At 62.9% G+C, this 16,827-nt stretch carries 16 protein-coding genes; 6 read left to right on the forward strand and 10 right to left on the reverse strand.

Translation table 11 applies throughout. From position 1 onward, the window contains the following. Window positions 1-8: 8 nt before the first annotated feature. Both ASD44_RS15255 and ASD44_RS15260 read right to left on the reverse strand, forming a co-directional pair. Window positions 9-1,541, reverse strand: a complete 1,533-nt coding sequence (locus ASD44_RS15255) for an acyl-CoA carboxylase subunit beta (protein WP_056113744.1) — start codon at window positions 1,539-1,541, stop codon at window positions 9-11. Beyond that, window positions 1,541-2,128: a biotin transporter BioY gene (locus ASD44_RS15260; protein ID WP_056113747.1), complete on the reverse strand. Its 588-nt coding sequence runs from the start codon at window positions 2,126-2,128 to the stop codon at window positions 1,541-1,543. The genes ASD44_RS15255 and ASD44_RS15260 overlap by 1 nt, the downstream gene beginning before the upstream one ends. Window positions 2,129-2,252: 124 nt before the next feature. On the opposite strand from ASD44_RS15260, the gene ASD44_RS15265 reads away from it, so the two are divergent. The 3 genes from ASD44_RS15265 (at window position 2,253) to ASD44_RS18435 (ending at window position 6,078) form a co-directional block, all read left to right on the forward strand. Further along, window positions 2,253-3,668 carry a helix-turn-helix transcriptional regulator gene (locus ASD44_RS15265; RefSeq protein ID WP_056113750.1) on the forward strand — a complete coding sequence of 472 codons (1,416 nt, stop codon included), beginning with the start codon at window positions 2,253-2,255 and terminating at the stop codon, window positions 3,666-3,668. A 117-nt stretch (window positions 3,669-3,785) separates the two neighbouring features. Further along, window positions 3,786-5,009 carry an ATP-grasp domain-containing protein gene (locus ASD44_RS18430; protein ID WP_056116304.1) on the forward strand — a complete coding sequence of 408 codons (1,224 nt, stop codon included), beginning with the start codon at window positions 3,786-3,788 and terminating at the stop codon, window positions 5,007-5,009. A 19-nt stretch (window positions 5,010-5,028) separates the two neighbouring features. After that, complete coding sequence (locus tag ASD44_RS18435) at window positions 5,029-6,078, forward strand: polysaccharide deacetylase family protein (protein ID WP_056113752.1); 1,050 nt, start codon at window positions 5,029-5,031, stop codon at window positions 6,076-6,078. A gap of 2 nt (window positions 6,079-6,080) precedes the next feature. Here ASD44_RS18435 and ASD44_RS15280 read toward each other — a convergent pair whose 3' ends face one another. From ASD44_RS15280 to ASD44_RS15315, 8 genes are all read right to left on the reverse strand, one after another. Further along, window positions 6,081-6,917: a class I SAM-dependent methyltransferase gene (locus ASD44_RS15280; protein ID WP_056113755.1), complete on the reverse strand. Its 837-nt coding sequence runs from the start codon at window positions 6,915-6,917 to the stop codon at window positions 6,081-6,083. A gap of 106 nt (window positions 6,918-7,023) precedes the next feature. Then, the gene (locus ASD44_RS15285) at window positions 7,024-7,311 is read right to left on the reverse strand and encodes a DUF1330 domain-containing protein (protein WP_056113757.1); all 288 of its coding nucleotides are present in this window, start codon (window positions 7,309-7,311) and stop codon (window positions 7,024-7,026) included. A gap of 131 nt (window positions 7,312-7,442) precedes the next feature. Then, window positions 7,443-8,036 (reverse strand): histidine phosphatase family protein, encoded by a 594-nt coding sequence (locus tag ASD44_RS15290; RefSeq protein ID WP_056113760.1) that lies wholly within the window; start codon window positions 8,034-8,036, stop codon window positions 7,443-7,445. Continuing rightward, complete coding sequence (locus ASD44_RS15295; RefSeq protein WP_056116305.1) at window positions 8,033-8,623, reverse strand: NAD(P)H-dependent oxidoreductase; 591 nt, start codon at window positions 8,621-8,623, stop codon at window positions 8,033-8,035. The genes ASD44_RS15290 and ASD44_RS15295 overlap by 4 nt, the downstream gene beginning before the upstream one ends. 80 nt (window positions 8,624-8,703) lie before the next feature. After that, window positions 8,704-9,309: a phospholipid N-methyltransferase PmtA gene (gene pmtA, locus ASD44_RS15300; protein ID WP_056113763.1), complete on the reverse strand. Its 606-nt coding sequence runs from the start codon at window positions 9,307-9,309 to the stop codon at window positions 8,704-8,706. A gap of 105 nt (window positions 9,310-9,414) precedes the next feature. After that, complete coding sequence (dnaJ, locus tag ASD44_RS15305) at window positions 9,415-10,539, reverse strand: molecular chaperone DnaJ (RefSeq protein WP_056113766.1); 1,125 nt, start codon at window positions 10,537-10,539, stop codon at window positions 9,415-9,417. Window positions 10,540-10,768: 229 nt separating this feature from the next. After that, the gene (dnaK, locus tag ASD44_RS15310; protein WP_056113770.1) at window positions 10,769-12,685 is read right to left on the reverse strand and encodes a molecular chaperone DnaK; all 1,917 of its coding nucleotides are present in this window, start codon (window positions 12,683-12,685) and stop codon (window positions 10,769-10,771) included. 235 nt (window positions 12,686-12,920) lie between these two features. Further along, window positions 12,921-14,174 (reverse strand): FAD-dependent oxidoreductase, encoded by a 1,254-nt coding sequence (locus ASD44_RS15315; RefSeq protein ID WP_056113774.1) that lies wholly within the window; start codon window positions 14,172-14,174, stop codon window positions 12,921-12,923. A 461-nt stretch (window positions 14,175-14,635) separates the two neighbouring features. Here ASD44_RS15315 and ASD44_RS15320 point away from each other — a divergent pair, with 461 nt between their 5' ends. The 3 genes from ASD44_RS15320 (at window position 14,636) to bfr (ending at window position 16,777) form a co-directional block, all read left to right on the forward strand. Further along, window positions 14,636-15,937, forward strand: a complete 1,302-nt coding sequence (locus ASD44_RS15320; RefSeq protein WP_056116308.1) for an imelysin family protein — start codon at window positions 14,636-14,638, stop codon at window positions 15,935-15,937. A 65-nt stretch (window positions 15,938-16,002) separates the two neighbouring features. Next, window positions 16,003-16,314 (forward strand): (2Fe-2S)-binding protein, encoded by a 312-nt coding sequence (locus tag ASD44_RS15325; protein WP_056113777.1) that lies wholly within the window; start codon window positions 16,003-16,005, stop codon window positions 16,312-16,314. Beyond that, the gene (bfr, locus tag ASD44_RS15330; RefSeq protein ID WP_056113781.1) at window positions 16,280-16,777 is read left to right on the forward strand and encodes a bacterioferritin; all 498 of its coding nucleotides are present in this window, start codon (window positions 16,280-16,282) and stop codon (window positions 16,775-16,777) included. Before ASD44_RS15325 ends, bfr begins: the two co-directional genes overlap by 35 nt. Window positions 16,778-16,827 lie beyond the last annotated feature (50 nt).

The raw sequence follows: 16,827 nt of genomic DNA on the forward strand, positions 1-16,827 counted from the left end.
GTCAGGCCTCACAACGGCATCGTGTCGTGTTTCTTCCACGGCGCATCGAGCGTCTTGCCGCGCAGCGCTGCGAAGGCGCGGGCGATCCGTTTGCGCGAGGAATGCGGCATGATCACCTCGTCGATGAAGCCGCGCTCCGCCGCCTTGAATGGATTGGCGAAGTTCACCTCGTATTCCTTTGCCCGCGCCGCGATCCGGTCCTTGTCGCCCAGTTCCGAGCGATAGAGGATTTCCGTCGCGCCCTTCGCCCCCATGACCGCGATCTCGGCGGTCGGCCAGGCATAGTTCACGTCCGCGCCGATATGCTTGGAGGCCATTACGTCATAGGCGCCGCCATAGGCCTTGCGGGTGATCAGCGTCACCATCGGCACGGTCGCCTGGCTGTAGGCGAACAGCAGCTTGGCGCCGTGCTTGATGACGCCGCCATATTCCTGCGCCGTACCCGGCAGGAAACCGGGAACGTCGACCAGCGTCAGGATCGGGATTGAGAACGCATCGCAGAAGCGCACGAAGCGCGCTGCCTTGCGCGAGGAATCGATGTCGAGGCAACCCGCGAGCACCATGGGCTGGTTGGCGACGACACCGACGGTCTGGCCCTCGATGCGCATGAAACCGGTCAGGATATTCCGGGCATAGGCCTCCTGGATTTCGAAGAAGTCGCCTTCATCGGCGACCGCAAGGATCAGTTCCCTCATGTCGTAGGGCTTGTTGGCGCTGTCCGGGATCAGCGTATCCAGCCGCATCTCCAGCCGGGAAGGGTCGTCGTGGAAGGGGCGGACGGGAGGCTTGTCGCGATTGTTCAGCGGCAGGAAGTCGAACAGGCGGCGCATGGCTTCCAGCGCCTCGACATCATTGTCGAAGGCGCCGTCCGCAACGGACGATTTCTGCGTATGGGTGCGCGCGCCCCCAAGTTCCTCCGCCGTGACGATCTCGTTGGTGACGGTCTTCACCACATCCGGCCCAGTGACGAACATGTAGGAGGAGTCACGCACCATGAAGATGAAATCGGTCATCGCCGGTGAATAGACCGCGCCACCGGCGCATGGCCCCATGATGACGGAGATTTGCGGGATGACTCCGCTCGCGTCCACGTTGCGCTTGAACACATCCGCGTAGCCAGCAAGCGACGCGACGCCCTCCTGGATACGGGCGCCACCGCTGTCGTTGAGACCGATGACCGGAGCGCCATTGCGCACCGCCATGTCCATGATCTTGCAGATCTTCTGTGAATGAGTCTCCGATAGCGAGCCGCCGAGCACGGTGAAATCCTGCGAGAAGACATAGACGAGGCGGCCGTTGATCGTGCCCCAGCCGGTCACCACGCCGTCGCCGGCAACCTTCTGGCTCGCCATGCCGAAATCGGTGGCGCGATGGGTGACATACATGTCGAACTCCTCGAACGATCCCTCGTCGAGAAGCACGTCAAGGCGCTCGCGCGCCGTCAGCTTGCCCTTGGCGTGCTGGGCGTCGATGCGCTTTTGCCCGCCGCCCAGCCGCGCTTCGGCGCGCCGGCTGTCCAGTTGTTCGAGAACGGTGCGCATCAGCGGCCTGCCTTGCCCTCGAGTGCCGCCCATGCCGCGGGGAACGCGATCGCCGCCAGCATCGCCTTGATGATGTCGCCGAAGATGAAGGGATAGAGGCCGAACTGCAGAACCGGCTTGTCGAAGCCGATGACCGTGCCCAGCCACAGCAATCCGGGCACGTAGATGACGGCGCCGCAGACCGATGCGGCGGCCATGGCGCGCAACGGGTTGCGGTCCCAGCCCTTTTTCGCCAGCCAGCCGCCGATCATAACGGCGGGTATGTAGCCGAGAAGGTAACCGCCCGTCGGGCCCATCATGTAGGCGAGGCTGATGCCTTTGGCCGGCGTTCCGGCAAAGACGGGAAAGCCGGCGGCGCCTTCAGCCAGATAGAGCAGCACCGCTGCCAGAGCGCGCCAGGGTCCCAGCGCAAGGCCGAGGCCAATGACCACGAATGTCTGCATGGTCAGCGGCACTGGATAGAAGGGCACGGAAATTTTCGCTGAAAGCGCGAGCAGGAGCGAAGCCGCGACAACTGCGGCCGCGTCGATCGCGACGCGCTGGGCGCCAGCCCGGTCGGTGGCGACGATAGCGTTGAAAAGGGTCATGTCTTCCCATCCTTGTGATGCCGGTCATCAGGCGCACTAGCGGGAAGAGCGGATGGAGAAAACGATTGAAAAGGTCCAAAAGCGTAGTATACAAAATTTAGAACTGCAAATTGCTAATTTGCGAATGGCACTACCCAAGCTTTTCATCGGCCGGCGCATCCGGGAACTGCGGGACGCGCGAAAGGCGACCCAGGCGGTTTTTGCCGAGCGTTTGGGCATTTCGACGAGCTATCTCAACCAGATCGAGAACAACCAGCGTCCCGTTTCGGCTGCTGTCCTGCTGGCGTTGGCGGAAAAGTTCCAGGTCGATATCGCGGCCATCTCGCAGGGCGACAACGACCGTATGCTCTCGGCGCTGTCGGAGGCCCTGTCGGATCCGTTGTTCGAAAACAGCGCCATCGGCCTGCAGGAACTGAAGCTGGTGACACAGAACGCCCCCGCCATCGCCCGTGCCCTGATCGACTGCCACCAGGCCTACCGCCGCAGCGGCGAACAATTGGCAAGCCTGGACGATACGCTCGGCCGCGCCGCCACCATTGCCGAGCCGACTTCCTACGAGGAGGTCCGTGACTTCTTTCATTTCGTCGATAACTACGTGCACGATCTTGACGTGGCGGCCGAACGGATGGCGGCGGATGTTGGTCTGACCGGCGCCGACACGGCTGCTGCGCTGGGCGCTTATCTGGAGACGCGGCACGGCATCCGCGTCGCACCAGCGGGCGATCCCGAAGGCGACTTCATCCGCCGTTACGATTCCGGGTCACGCGTACTTCATCTCAACCCTTTCCTTCCGGCTGCGACGCGCAGCTTCCAGATCGCCTTCCAGATCGCCGAGATGGAGACGGCCAGACAGGTTGCGACGATTGTCGACAAGGCGGACTTCCGCAGCGCTGAGGCGGCGGAGATCTGCAAGATCGGGCTCTACAACTACTTCGCCGGGGCGCTTCTTCTGCCCTACCAGGCATTCTTGGATGCGGCTCGCTTGCTCCGTCACGACCTCGATCTGCTGGCCCTGCGCTTCGGCGCCAGCCTCGAGCAGGTGGCGCATCGGCTGAGCACCTTGCAACGCCCCGGCGTCAAGGGTGTGCCTGTGTTCTTCGCCCGCATAGACAGGGCCGGCAACATCACCAAACGCCACAGCGCGGCAAAGCTGCAGTTCGCCCGCTTCGGCGGCGCCTGCCCCTTGTGGAACGTCCATCAGGCGTTCGAGACGCCCGGCCGCATCATTCGGCAGTTGGCTGAAACGCCGGATGGCGCGCGCTATCTCAGCGTCGCGACCGAGGTCATCAAGACCAGCGGCGGCTTCAAGGCGCCGGTGCGGCGCTATGCCATTGCACTGGGCTGCGAAGTGACCTACGCGGATGCCTTCGTCTATGCCGACGGGCTGGACATGACCAACCGCGCCACGTTCGATCCGATTGGTATATCGTGCCGTATCTGCGAGCGCGCGACCTGCCAGCAAAGGGCTATACCGCCGCTGAAGCGCAAGCTGGCAGTTGACCACGACAGGCGTTCGGTTCTGCCCTATTCCATACTCTAGATCATTGCTGCAAAAGCAGTTTGTTAACCCGCTGTGGCTTAAGCTGCTGCGGATCAATTCAATCGGCCTGCCATGGCGCACCTTACTTTCGATGAGCGCCGATTGCCGGAGCCGAAGATGCCAGCTGACATCAAGCCCAGATCGGACATCGGCGAGGCCCCGGCCCGAACCGCTTCTCCGCCGGCCGTTGTCATCCTCGGCGGCGCCCATGGAACGCTGGCGCTGGCGCGCAGCCTCGGCTCCCGCGGCGTGCCGGTCGTCCTTGTCAGCAACGACACGCCTTTGCCCGGCTGGTCGCGCTATGTCGGCAGCAAGGCCGAATGGGCCGGCCCCGACAGTCCGGACGCCATACCTTTCCTTCTCGGTCTCGCCGCCGATCGTCGGCTTTCCGGCGCTCTGCTCATTCCCGGCGGCGACGCCGAAGTGCGGGTCGCGTCGCAATCGGGGGAGGCGCTTTCCTCAGCCTACCGGGTGATGCTGCCGCAATGGGAGCAGTTGCAATGGGTATGCGAGAAGCCGCTGCTTTATCGGCGCGCCACCGAACTTGGTATCGGCATCCCCGCCACCTATGAATTTGCCTCGGTTGAGGAGGCAGAGCGGGGCGATATCCGGTTTCCCGTGGTGCTGAAGCCGAACATGGGCGGCGGCGACAACCGCTTTTCCCGCGCCAAGGTGGTGCGCGCCGACGACCGCCAAGCCTTTCTCGCCGCCTACCGCGATGCGGTGGAGCAGATCGGCATCGGCAATGTCGTCGTGCAGCAGTTGATCCCCGGTGGCGGCGAAAGCCAGTTCTCTTATGCAGCGCTCTGGTATGAGGGCCGCCCGGTGGCGGAATTCACCGCGCGCCGCAGCCGCCAGTATCCGGTCGATTTCGGCTACACCAGCACTTTCGTCGAGGTGGTCGAGGAGCCGGAGCTGGTCGAGGCGGCGCGCCTTCTCCTCGGTTCGATCCAGCATCACGGCCTGGTCGAAATCGAGTTCAAGCGCGATCCGCGCGACGGGTCGCTCAAGCTCCTCGACGTCAATCCGCGTCCGTGGTCCTGGTTCGGCCTCGCCTCGGCGGCGGGAATGGATCTCGGCTCGATGCTTTGGGAAAAAGCCAATGACAGGCAGCCGGCAACGGCGGTCGCGAGGCTCGGCACTGCCTGGATGTATATGGTGCGCGACATGGTGGCGGCTGTGAGGCTCAATGCCCGCGGCACGCTGAAAGTCGGCGACTATCTGCGTTCGTTTGGCTCGGTCCGCGCGTGGGCGACGTTTGCAGGCCGCGATCCTTTGCCCGGCCTGATGGACATTCCGCTCACCGCGTGGCGCGTGCTGACGCGCCGCATCCTGCGCTGATCCGGTCTGAAGGCCCGTCATGCCGTTGAAGAATACAGCCAAGCGCCTGCTCAAGCACGCCGTCATCCGCACCGGCCTCGAAGCGGTCGCGCTCTCGCGCGCCGGCGCGCTGTGGCCGGCGGCGGCGGGGCGGGGGCTGATCTTCACCCTGCATCATGTAAGGCCGGCGCGCGAAGGCCGCTACGATCCGAACGCCTTGCTTTCAGTCACGCCTGAATTTCTTGACCAGGCAATACGGATCTGTGCCGAAAGCGGCCTGACGCCGGTCGCCCTCGAGGACTTGCCGAAGCTTCTGGCCGATCCGAATGATACCAGGCGTTTCGTCTGCTTCACGCTGGATGACGGCTATCGCAACAATGCTGAACACGCGGCGCCGGTCTTTCGCAGTCATGGCGTGCCTTACACCATCTTCATTACGCGCGGCTTCGTCGAGCGGACGTCTTCCATGTGGTGGGAAACCGCCAAAGCGTTGACCCGCAAGAAATCGGCGTTCGAGTTCGACTTCGGTAACGGACGCGAGACGATGTCCACTCGCAGTCACGGCCAGAAGCTGGCTGCCTTCGACCGCATCAGCCGGTTCGTGCAGACGGCGGATGAGGATCTGGCGGTGGCGCGCCTCGATGCCGTGGCGCGTTCCTGCCTGATCGATCCGCTGGCTATCGTCGACCAGCTGACCATGGATGAACGCGCCTTGCGCGATCTCTCCGGCGACCCGCTCGTCCGCTTCGGCGCGCATACGCTGACCCACGTCAATCTGCGGCGCGTCGGTGAAAAACGGCTTGCCGAGGAAATGGCTGGTTCGGCGACAGCGGTCGAAGCCTATGTCGGACGCGCGCCGCAAGGCTTCGCCTATCCCTACGGCTTTGCCGCCGCGGCAGGCGAGCGGGAGTTCGAGGCGGCCGCTCAGGTTGGCTTTGCCGTCGCCGTGACCACGCAGCCTGGCGTTCTGACTGCTGAAACCCTCACCCAGCGCCCGACGGCGCTGCCTCGGGTTTCGCTGAACGGCCTCTATCAGAGACCGCGTTACGTGCGCGCGCTGATCTCAGGCATACCGTTCCGGTTCATGTAGCCTCAGCCCGCGCGGGCGAGCTTTTTCTCATCGAGGCGGAAGACCGCATAATCGATGACCCGCACCGCATCGAGGAAGCTTGGCATTGGCGGTACGGGAAGTTCTTCGAACACGCCTGTCGCGCGGATTGCCGGACGCGCCCAGTCGATGGCGCTGTGGCTGGAGCTTCCATAGACGACGAAGCATCTGCGCGGCTTGGCCTTCAGCGAGGCGACGAGGTTGGCGATGACCACATCGAAAACGTCCTTGGAGAACGGGTTGTAGAAATAGACGAGCAGCGGCGTGTCGGGGAACTCATAGGCGGCGGCATCCGCCTGCACCACCGACAGCGTATCGCAGACCTTGCGGGGATTTTTGTAGCTGCGCAGGTTTCGCTGGGCGATCTCCACCAGTTCACGCGCGAATTCGACGCCGACGATTTTGCTGAACGGATAGTGCGAGGCCAGCAGCAGCGTGCGCGACTTGCCGGAGCCGATATCGATGAAGGTGGTGCCGCCGAGATCGGACGGCAGGCTCTTCATGATGAAGTCGAAGGATTTGGGCGAGGTGCAGACGCACTCATTGCCCTTGTCGCGATTGGGGCCGACGACATCGAGCATGGCGAGTTGGATGGAGCCGGCCGTATCGACATTGTGGTCGCGGTCCCATTTGCGCGCCAGCCGGTCGGCGATCAGGTGACGAACGTTGCGCGAAATGAAGCGCGCGCTTTCCGCCAGGCCATGCTTGCGCACCAGGCGGAACGGCTCCAGCACGCCACGCTCGCGCAACAGGCGGGCGGCCCTGCCGATCCGGCCCGTCGAATGGTCGTAAAGTCCGGCCCTGTCCTCACGGCTCGTCATCGTCGGCTCCCTGCAACGCCGACGCCCTCATAGCCGAATTTCGTAAACAAACCGGGCGGCCAATGCCGCGGATTTTCCCGATTGCGAACTGTGGGCCTGAATCCGGTCAGGCGCCCTCAACCAGCACGATCTCGCCTTCGGCAATCTTCTGGCGGATAGCCGCCGCCTTCTGGTACTCGGGCGAATGGTAGCAGTCGCGTGCGACCGCGAGGGATTCGAACTCGATGATGACATTGCGGCTGCGACCGGCCCCCTCCGCCGCTTCGGCAGCGCCACCGCGCGCAAGGAACTTGGCCCCGAACCGCTGAAATGCCGGCGTCGCGGCATCGATATAATCCTTGTAGCGCTCCGGCGTATGCACATCGATGCGAGCGATCCAGTATCCTTTGGGCATGCCATTCTCCTTGTCTGCGACCGGGCAATCAGCCTGTGCTATTGGCCGGTGCCGGCGGCGTCAACAGGCCAGCGGCCGCACGCAATAGGGGCTGTGTCCTCGATGTCGAGTTCCTGCAAACATCGCAGACACTAGGATGTCGAAAAGCCGGGATACTCTTCCATCGCCGTCCAGCCGCACAGCAGGGCGCGATCCCGCAGCCGGAAGGCAAAGAGATTTCCGCCGCCGGCCGGCTGGTCCTCGCTCCGCGCGATCGGCTGCCCTGCCAAGTGACATTTCAGCAGCGTTCCCACGGCGCCATGGCCGACGAAAAGAATGGGGATGTCGCCGGGATGGGTCTGAAGCACCCGCTCCACGGCGCCGCGAATCCGCGCCGAGGCATCGGCAGCGCGCTCCCAGCCGTTCCAGCTCATCTCAGGATGAAGAAAGAAGGCATCCGCGGCTTTCTCGAAAGCCGAGGGTTCGAGGAAGCCTGTCGAGGATCGGTCGTTCTCGCCCATGTCGTGTTCGATCGACAGTGCGCATCCCGCCGTCTCGGCGATCGGTCGGGCCGTTTCGATCGCCTTGCGCTCGTCGCTCGAAACCACGCGGCCGATCCTGGATATCCATTGTCTTGCCAGCAGCGCCTCGACGCGCGCGGCACCGACCGCCGAAAGACCCCACTGCGGTACCGGAACGGACGCGTCGATCTCGACCTGCGGATGCGTCAGGTAGACCCCGATCACGGCTCGATCCTCACCGAAAGATGCCGGGCCGCCGACATCAGGTCGTGACACAGCGCCTGCATCGCCTTGTCCAGCCTTTCGTGGACGAAATCGCCGTCCGCATCGAAGGCGCTGCCCCCATCCGGCACGGAGCACTCCGCCATCACCACCTCCATCCGGCAGCGCACCAGGATGGCGCGCAGATGGTTGATGGCGCGAATGCCTGCCATGTCGCCGCTGGAGGATGAGCACAGGCCTGCCGGCTTGCCCTGCAGGGCGCTCCATTTGCCGTCATGGCGCACCCGGCTCAGCCAGGCGAGCGCGTTGAGGAGCAGCGGCGAGGTCGAGCCGTTGTATTCGGGCGTCGCGATCAGCACCCCGTCATGCGCGGCGATTTGCTGCGACAGAAGCAGGGCATTTTCGGGAATGCCTTTTTCCTTCTCGAGATCCTGATCGAAGATAGGCAACGGATAATCGCCGAGCGAGATGCGGGTCACTTCCGCACCCTGCAGCGCCAGCGTCCTGTACGCCACATCGGCGGTCTTGCCGCTGTAGGCGCCCGTCCGGATCGAACCGGCGAAGACCAGGATTTTTGGGATGAGGGCCATGAGCATTCCTTTTGCGGAGACGCTACAGGCAAAACCCTGCGCACTTCAACGCCCGGATGCAGTTCCCAGGCTGGTCGTCGTCAGGCGGGCTCGCCGCGGCGGTAGACCCAAAGCTGGGTCGGCGGGATGTTGCGGATGATGAAGTCGAAATGCTTCACCGTATAGTCGCCCTTGCCAGCCGGAATCGGCGACATCGGACCGTAGGTGAGTTGGACGACCGGCCGGCCGGCTGGAATCCGGTCGAGCAGGCTTTCCAGATAGCGGATGCGCTGCTCGACAGGGAAATTCAGCAGCGGCACGCCTGAAATGACGGAATCGAAGGTGCGATCCTTGTGGTCGCCCAGCGCGGCGGAGAGATTGAACGCATCGCCTTCGATGACGTTGACCCCAGGATAGCTGCGGCGCAGGTGGCGGACGAAATCGTCCGAATATTCGACGGCGTAGAGATCATGCGGCTTGATTCCGCGCGCCAGGATCGCCCGTGTGATGACGCCGGTTCCCGGCCCGACCTCGAGCACCGGCAATCCCGAATTGGGATTGATGACCGAGGCCATCTTGCGGGCGGTGACGGAACTGGTCGGCACGATCGAACCGACCGCCTTCGGCCTGTCGATCCAGCCTTTGAAGAACTTCAGCTCGTCGTCGAATTTCTCGGCGAACGCCTTCCTCAATCCGGGCCGTGCCATGCAAGCTCTCCTCATGCGCTCCCCAGGGGTACTTATCAGCTACGCACAAGGGAGCAAGACAGGCGCACCCAGAAAATGTCGTTACCAAGACAATTTTTGTCGTTGTCAACGTTCGCCGAACGACTCGAAGAAGTCCTTCATCCGCGAGAAGAAGCCGCTGGATTGCGGTGAATTTTCCTTTGACGACAGTTGTTCGAACTCCTCCAGAAGTTCGCGCTGGCGTCGCGTCAGGCTCTGAGGGGTTTCCACTGCCGTCTGGATGTAGAGGTCACCGATCTGCGGTTGCCGCAATATAGGCATGCCCTTGCCCTTGAGACGGAACTGCCGGCCGTTCTGCGTGCCTTCCGGCACTTTCACGCGGGTCTGGGTGCCATCCAGCGTTGCCACCTCGAAGGAGCCGCCTAGGGCCGCGGTCGTCATCGAGATCGGCACCTTGCAATAAAGATCGGCGCCGTCGCGCTGGAAGAATTCGTGCGGTTTGACCGCCAGGAATATGTAGAGATCGCCGGAGGGTCCGCCGCGCAGTCCCGCCTCACCCTCATTGGCGAGGCGGATGCGGGTGCCGTCCTCGATGCCGGCGGGAATATTGACCGAAAGCGACCGCTCCTCGGTCACGCGGCCCTGGCCAGCGCATTTCGGGCAGGGGTCCTTGATCGTCTGGCCACGGCCCTGGCACTGCGGACAGGTGCGCTCGACCGAGAAGAAGCCCTGGCTGGCGCGCACCTTGCCATGGCCCTGGCACATCGAGCAGGTGACGGGCTGGGTGCCCGGCTTCGCGCCGGAACCGGAGCACTCCGTGCACGAAATCGATGCCGGCACGCGGATCTGCGCCGTTTTGCCCGCAAAGGCCTCCTCCAGCGTGATTTCCATATTGTAGCGAAGGTCGGCGCCGCGTTCGCGACCGCCGGACGAACGACGGCGGCCGCCCATCATCTCGCCGAATATGTCTTCGAAGATGTCGGCGAAGCCGCCTTGCGCGAAGCCCTGGCCGCCATTCATGCCGCCATGTTCAAACGCCGCGTGGCCGAAACGGTCGTATGCCGCCCGCTTCTGCGGGTCTTTCAGCGTCTCGTAGGCTTCGTTGATTTCCTTGAACTTGTGCTCGCAGGCGTCGTCGCCCGGATTGCGATCAGGATGGAACTGCATGGCAAGCTTGCGGAACGCGCTTTTCAGTTCCTTTTCGTCGGCGCCCTTCTGAACGCCCAGCGTTTCGTAGAAATCAGCTTTCATGAGAGCCCGTCATCGTCCGCCGCCATTCTGGTCGCATGTCGCGTTGCGCATTCTATGCGTCTTGTTCAATGCCCGACCGGTCATCTTAAAAAGACTGGTTCCGATTTAGGTGTGATGCGTCGCCGATGCCAGTGCCGGCACGGGTTCAGTTCCACTTTTTCAGTCAAGATTGCAAAAAAGCCCGGCATTTTCTCCGGGCTTTTTTGGCATTTCAGGTAAAACCGGGCGATCAGGCCGACTTCTTCTTGTCGTCGTTCTCGTCGAGTTCCTCGAAATCGGCGTCGACGACATCCGAGTCCTTTGCGGCATCCGCCCGGGCGTCGGCCTCGGCGGCTTCCTTCTGTGAGTCTTCGTACATGGCCTGGCCGAGCTTCATCGAAGCTTCCGCCAGCACCTGGCTCTTGGCTTCGATTTCAGTTGCGTCGTCACCTTCGGCGGCGGTCTTGAGCGCCGCGATTGCATCGGAGATCGCGGTGCGGTCAGCCTCGGAGACCTTGTCGCCATAATCTTTCAGCGATTTCTCGGCGGAATGCGCGAGGGCCTCGGCCTGGTTACGGGCCTCGACCAGACCGCGCCGCTGCTTGTCGCTCTCGGCATTGGCCTCGGCGTCCTTGACCATCTTCTCGATGTCGGCATCGGAAAGACCGCCCGAAGCCTGGATACGGATCTGGTGCTCCTTGCCGGTGCCCTTGTCCTTGGCCGACACGTTGACGATGCCGTTGGCATCGATGTCGAAGGTGACCTCGATCTGCGGCACGCCGCGCGGCGCCGGGGGGATGCCGACCAGGTCGAACTGGCCAAGCGCCTTGTTGTCGACCGCCATTTCGCGCTCGCCCTGGAAGACACGGATGGTCACCGCCGACTGCGAATCCTCGGCAGTCGAGAAAGTCTGGCTCTTCTTGGTCGGGATCGTCGTGTTGCGTTCGATAAGACGCGTGAACACGCCGCCCAGCGTCTCGATGCCGAGCGAAAGCGGGGTCACGTCCAGCAGCAGCACGTCCTTGACGTCGCCCTGCAGCACGCCGGCCTGGATCGCCGCGCCAAGCGCCACAACCTCATCCGGGTTGACGCCCTTGTGCGGCTCCTTGCCGAAGAACTGCTTCACGACTTCCTGGACCTTGGGCATGCGGGTCATGCCGCCGACCAGAACCACTTCGTCGATCTCGCCAGCCTTGAGCCCGGCATCCTTGAGCGCTGCCTTCAAAGGCCCGACGGTGCGCTGAATCAGGTCATCGACAAGCTGTTCGAATTTGGCGCGGGTGAGCTTCATTGTCAGGTGCTTCGGACCCGAAGCATCGGCGGTGATGAAGGGCAGGTTGATTTCGGTCTGCGCCGAGGACGACAGCTCGATCTTGGCCTTTTCCGCCGCCTCCTTGAGGCGCTGCAAGGCAAGCTTGTCGTTCTTCAGGTCGATGCCCTGTTCCTTCTTGAACTCGGACGCCAGGTACTCGACAAGCCGCATGTCGAAGTCCTCACCGCCGAGGAAGGTGTCGCCATTGGTCGATTTCACCTCGAAGACGCCGTCACCGATTTCCAGTACGGAAATATCGAAGGTGCCGCCGCCAAGGTCGTAGACGGCAATCGTCTTGCCTTCCTTCTTGTCGAGGCCATAGGCGAGTGCCGCGGCCGTGGGCTCGTTGATGATGCGCAGCACTTCGAGGCCGGCGATCTTGCCGGCGTCCTTGGTGGCCTGGCGCTGGGCGTCGTTGAAATAGGCGGGCACGGTGATGACGGCCTTGTCGACCTTCTCGCCGAGATAGGCTTCCGCCGTTTCCTTCATCTTCTGCAGGATCATCGCCGAGATCTGGGAAGGCGACTGCTTCTTGCCGTTGGTCTCGACCCACGCGTCGCCATTGTCGCCATTGACGATCTTGTAGGGGACAAGCTTCTTGTCCTTCTCGGTCACCGGATCGTCGTAGCGGCGGCCGATCAGGCGCTTGACCGCGAAGATGGTGTTTTCGGGATTGGTGACCGCCTGACGCTTTGCCGGCTGGCCGACGAGACGTTCGCCGTCGCCGCTGAAAGCGACGATCGACGGCGTGGTGCGCGCGCCTTCCGCGTTCTCGATCACTTTGGCGTCTTTGCCGTCCATGACGGCGACGCAGGAATTGGTTGTTCCAAGGTCGATGCCGATTACTTTTGCCATTGGTTCAGTCTCTCCATCAAGCAGGCTTTCAAGGACCCTGTCAGGCGTTCCAGCGAAAGCCCCTGTTCACAAGAATTCCGCACGGCGCCGCAGCTTTGACGCGGTCCGTACGGTTGTGGGGCGTATATAAGAACAGGGCGCGCGGCGCGCAAGCATCCAACCCTAAGCATCTTGGGGGTTCTTGGCGGTCTTACCGGCCGTCACATGCCGCATTTCGGCCGACCAGGGAAAATACTTATCCAACGGCCGTAGCGGATTGCGCCTGCTCGAACGCCGCCAGCGCCGGCTTGACCGCGTCGGTGCCCGCCGCGACCATTTCGCGTGACGGCGAGAAGCCGGCGCCGATCATCTTGCGGCCCAGCATGTGGTCGGCCGGCTTGTTGATGGATTCGATCGCCAACAGCCGGTCGCCGGCATAGTGGTAGATCGAGAATTTGTTTTCGGCGGGATCGCCGGAAATGACATGGCTGTCGCCGCCCGTCGGCAATCCCACCATTTGCAGCTTCATATCGCCGATATCCGACCAGAACCACGGAACGGCGCCATAGCCGCCCGAATGCCCGACGATGGTTTTCGCCGCCAACTTGGCCTGGTCGGTGGCGTTCTGGACCGATTCCAGCCGCGCGTCGCCGCCGGTCAGCCAGTGCCGGTAGAGCGCGGCGTCTCCAACCGCGAAGACATCCGGGGCCGAGGTGCGCATCTGTCCGTCGACCCGGATGCCGTTGCCGGTTTCGATGCCGGCGGCCGCGGCCAGCTCGATGTTGGGCACGACGCCGATGCCGACAATGACCATGCGGGCCGGCAGTCGTTCACCTGACGAAGTGACCGCCGCCGTAACGTGCCCGTTCTCGCCTTCGAGGTGCGATATTGTCGTGCCGGTGATGACCCGCACGCCCATCGCCTCCAGCCGCTGCCGCACGTGGCTGCCGATGGCGGGCGCCACGACACGGCCCAGCAGGCGGTCGACGGCTTCGACTACGGTCACCTTGCGACCCGCGGCGGAAAGCGTCGCGGCGATTTCCAGTCCGATAAAGCCGCCGCCAAGGATGACCACGTCTTCGCATCCGGCGCTGATCTCGCGGATCAGCCGCGCATCGCCGAGCGACCGCAAGGAAAGCACGCCGGCAAGATCGGCTCCGGGCAGCGGCAGGAGCCGCGGCCGCGACCCGGTCGCCAGGATCAGCTTGCCGAAGGGCAGTGCGCCGGCACCGGCGAGTTCCAGTTGCCGGCCGGCAAGGTCGATGCGTTCGACGCGCAGGCCAGGGCGGAAATCGATGGCATTACCGGTGTAGAACACCTCGCCACGCAAGGGTTGCGGCTTCGCTTCGGCATCCTTGATAAAGGTCTTCGACAATGGCGGCTTGTGGTAGGGAAGATCGGACTCTTCGCCCAGCAGGATCACTGGCCCTTCGAAGCCTTCCTCGCGAAGGCTGGCGGCGGCCTGTACGCCTGCATGTCCGGTTCCTACGATAACGACGCTGTTGTCCATGACGGTCAATTTCTTGAATCTGTTCTGGTCCGCAGCAGGTGGCGATTGTCCAGCTTCACCGCAAGGCCACTTCGGGTCGCATCGCCAGCGCTGACTGTCAAGACATGGGTGGCTTCGTAACGACGCACCATCTCTCCGAAAACATGACTAATGCAGTTTAGAATAATTCTAAACTATTGTTTCGATTGGTTTTTCCTGGCGATTTGATTTGACTTTCCTGTTTTTCTCCACTTTATGAGGCGGAGCGCTACAGGCGCTTTCCCTTTGATGGCTGGGCCTTGAACCCTTTCGATTGGAGGCATGTCGGTGATTTTGCTGGTTGAACTGTCCTGCCGCGGGGTCAAGCGTCCCCGCATCGATTCCAGCGCCTTGCAGACAGCAGGCGCTCGCCGAATCCCGTCCAGCTTTTTGAACATGCGCCACGGGCGCCCTGTTTCAGCAATTTTCCAGGAGAGATGACGATGAACAAAACCCTGGGTGCCTTGCGGTACGGCAGGCTCGCCGCCATCGGCGCGACAGCCGCGCTCACTGCGGCCGCCTTCGTGCTGCCGGCCAAGGCCGAACCCGACGCCAAGGCAGTCATCAAGACCTATGCCGACATCGCGCTCGCCAAATATGAGGATTCGCTGACCACCGCCAAGGCGCTCGACGCCGCGGTAGACGCGCTTATCGCCAAGCCCTCGGCCGAGACACTGACCGCGGCGCGCGAAGCCTGGAAGGCGTCGCGCGTTCCCTACCAACAGACCGAGGTCTATCGCTTCGGCAATGCCATCGTCGATGATTGGGAAGGCCGCGTGAACGCCTGGCCGCTGGATGAAGGCCTCATCGACTATGTCGACCAGGCCTATGGCACCGACTCCGATGAGAACGCGCTCTACACTGCCAACGTCATCGCCAACAAGGAAATCGAGATAGACGGCAAGAAGATCGACGCGTCGAAGCTGACGCCGGAATTCCTCTCCGGCACGCTGCAGGAAGCCGGCGATATCGAAGCCAATGTCGCCACCGGCTACCATGCCATCGAATTCCTGCTCTGGGGGCAGGATCTGCACGGTACCGGGCCGGGCGCCGGCAAGCGGCCCTATACCGACTACGATACGACCAATTGCACCGGCGGCAATTGCGACCGCCGCGCCGACTATCTGAAGGCCGCCTCCGATCTTCTGGTGTCGGATATTGAGGAAATGGTCGGCAACTGGCAGGAAGGCGGCGCGGCCCGCAAGACCCTCGTCGATGGCGAGCCGAACGCCGGCATCTCCACGATCCTGACCGGCATGGGCTCGCTGTCCTACGGCGAACTCGCCGGCGAGCGCATGAAGCTCGGCCTGCTGCTGCATGATCCGGAGGAGGAGCATGACTGCTTCTCCGACAACACCCATATCTCGCATCTGGAAGATGCGGTCGGCATCCGCTCCGCCTATATCGGCAGCTACAAGCGCGTCGACGGCTCCGTGGTCGAAGGCCCGTCAGTGTCCGACCTGGTCAAGGCGGCCGATCCCGCGCTTGACAGGGAACTCACCGGCAAGCTCGACGCGACGGTCGCCAGGATGGAGGCGATCCAGGCCCGCGCCGTCGGCGGCGAGGCCTACGACCAGCAGATCGGCGAAGGCAACACGGAAGGCAACGCCACCGTGCAGGCCGCGATCGATGCGCTTGTCGACCAGACCAAGTCGATCGAACGCGTCGTTTCGACGCTCAAGCTCGACACCATCGCCTTCGAAGGATCGGACAGCCTGGACTCCCCCGACAAGGTCTTCCAGTAAGCCGACAACAATCCAGCCGGACGGCGCGATGAGCGCGCCGTCAGCCAGATGAGTTCATACGAGAAATGCTAGTCTGCCATTGCAACATCATCACCGAGAAGGAGATCGAGCAGACGATCATCGGTCTGCTCGACCAGGATCCCTGGCAGCTTATCGTGCCCGCGAAGGTCTATCATGCGATGCACAAGCGCGGACGCTGTTGCGGCTGCTTCCCAAATGTGGTGGAAACGATCATTCGCGTCACCGAAAATTACCACGCCCGTTCGGAGGCGAACGGCGTGGATATCGTTTCACACCTGGACCGCGTGAGAGGCTTGCGCGTCCAATACGGGAGCAGAACCCATGAAGGGCGAACCACAGGTCATCGAGCGGCTTAACGAGGCTCTGTTTCTGGAGCTCGGCGCCGTCAACCAGTACTGGGTGCATTTCCGGCTGCTGGAAGACTGGGGCTACACCAAGCTGGCCCGCAAGGAACGCGCGGAATCGATCGAAGAGATGCATCATGCCGACAAGCTGGTGGCCCGCATCATCTTCCTGGAAGGGCATCCGAACCTCCAGTCGGTGGCGCCGCTGCGCATCGGCCAGAACGTCAAGGAAGTGCTGGAATCCGACCTTGCCGGCGAATACGACGCCCGCACCGCCTACAAGCGGTCGCGCGAAATCTGCAACGAGCTGGGCGACTATGTAAGCATGAAGCTGTTCGAGGAGCTACTTGCCGACGAGGAAGGCCACATAGACTTCCTCGAGACGCAGCTCGACCTGCTCGCTTCGCTGGGCGAGGAGAAGTACGGCCAGCTCAACGCGGAATCCGCCGACAAGGCTGAAGTCGGCGAGGCTTAAGGACATGGAATGCGGCGCATCCTAGGTTTTTTGCGCCGCGCGTCGCCGGG

The sequence above is a fragment of the Mesorhizobium sp. Root554 genome (assembly GCF_001427025.1).
Taxonomy (GTDB): Bacteria; Pseudomonadota; Alphaproteobacteria; order Rhizobiales; family Rhizobiaceae; genus Mesorhizobium.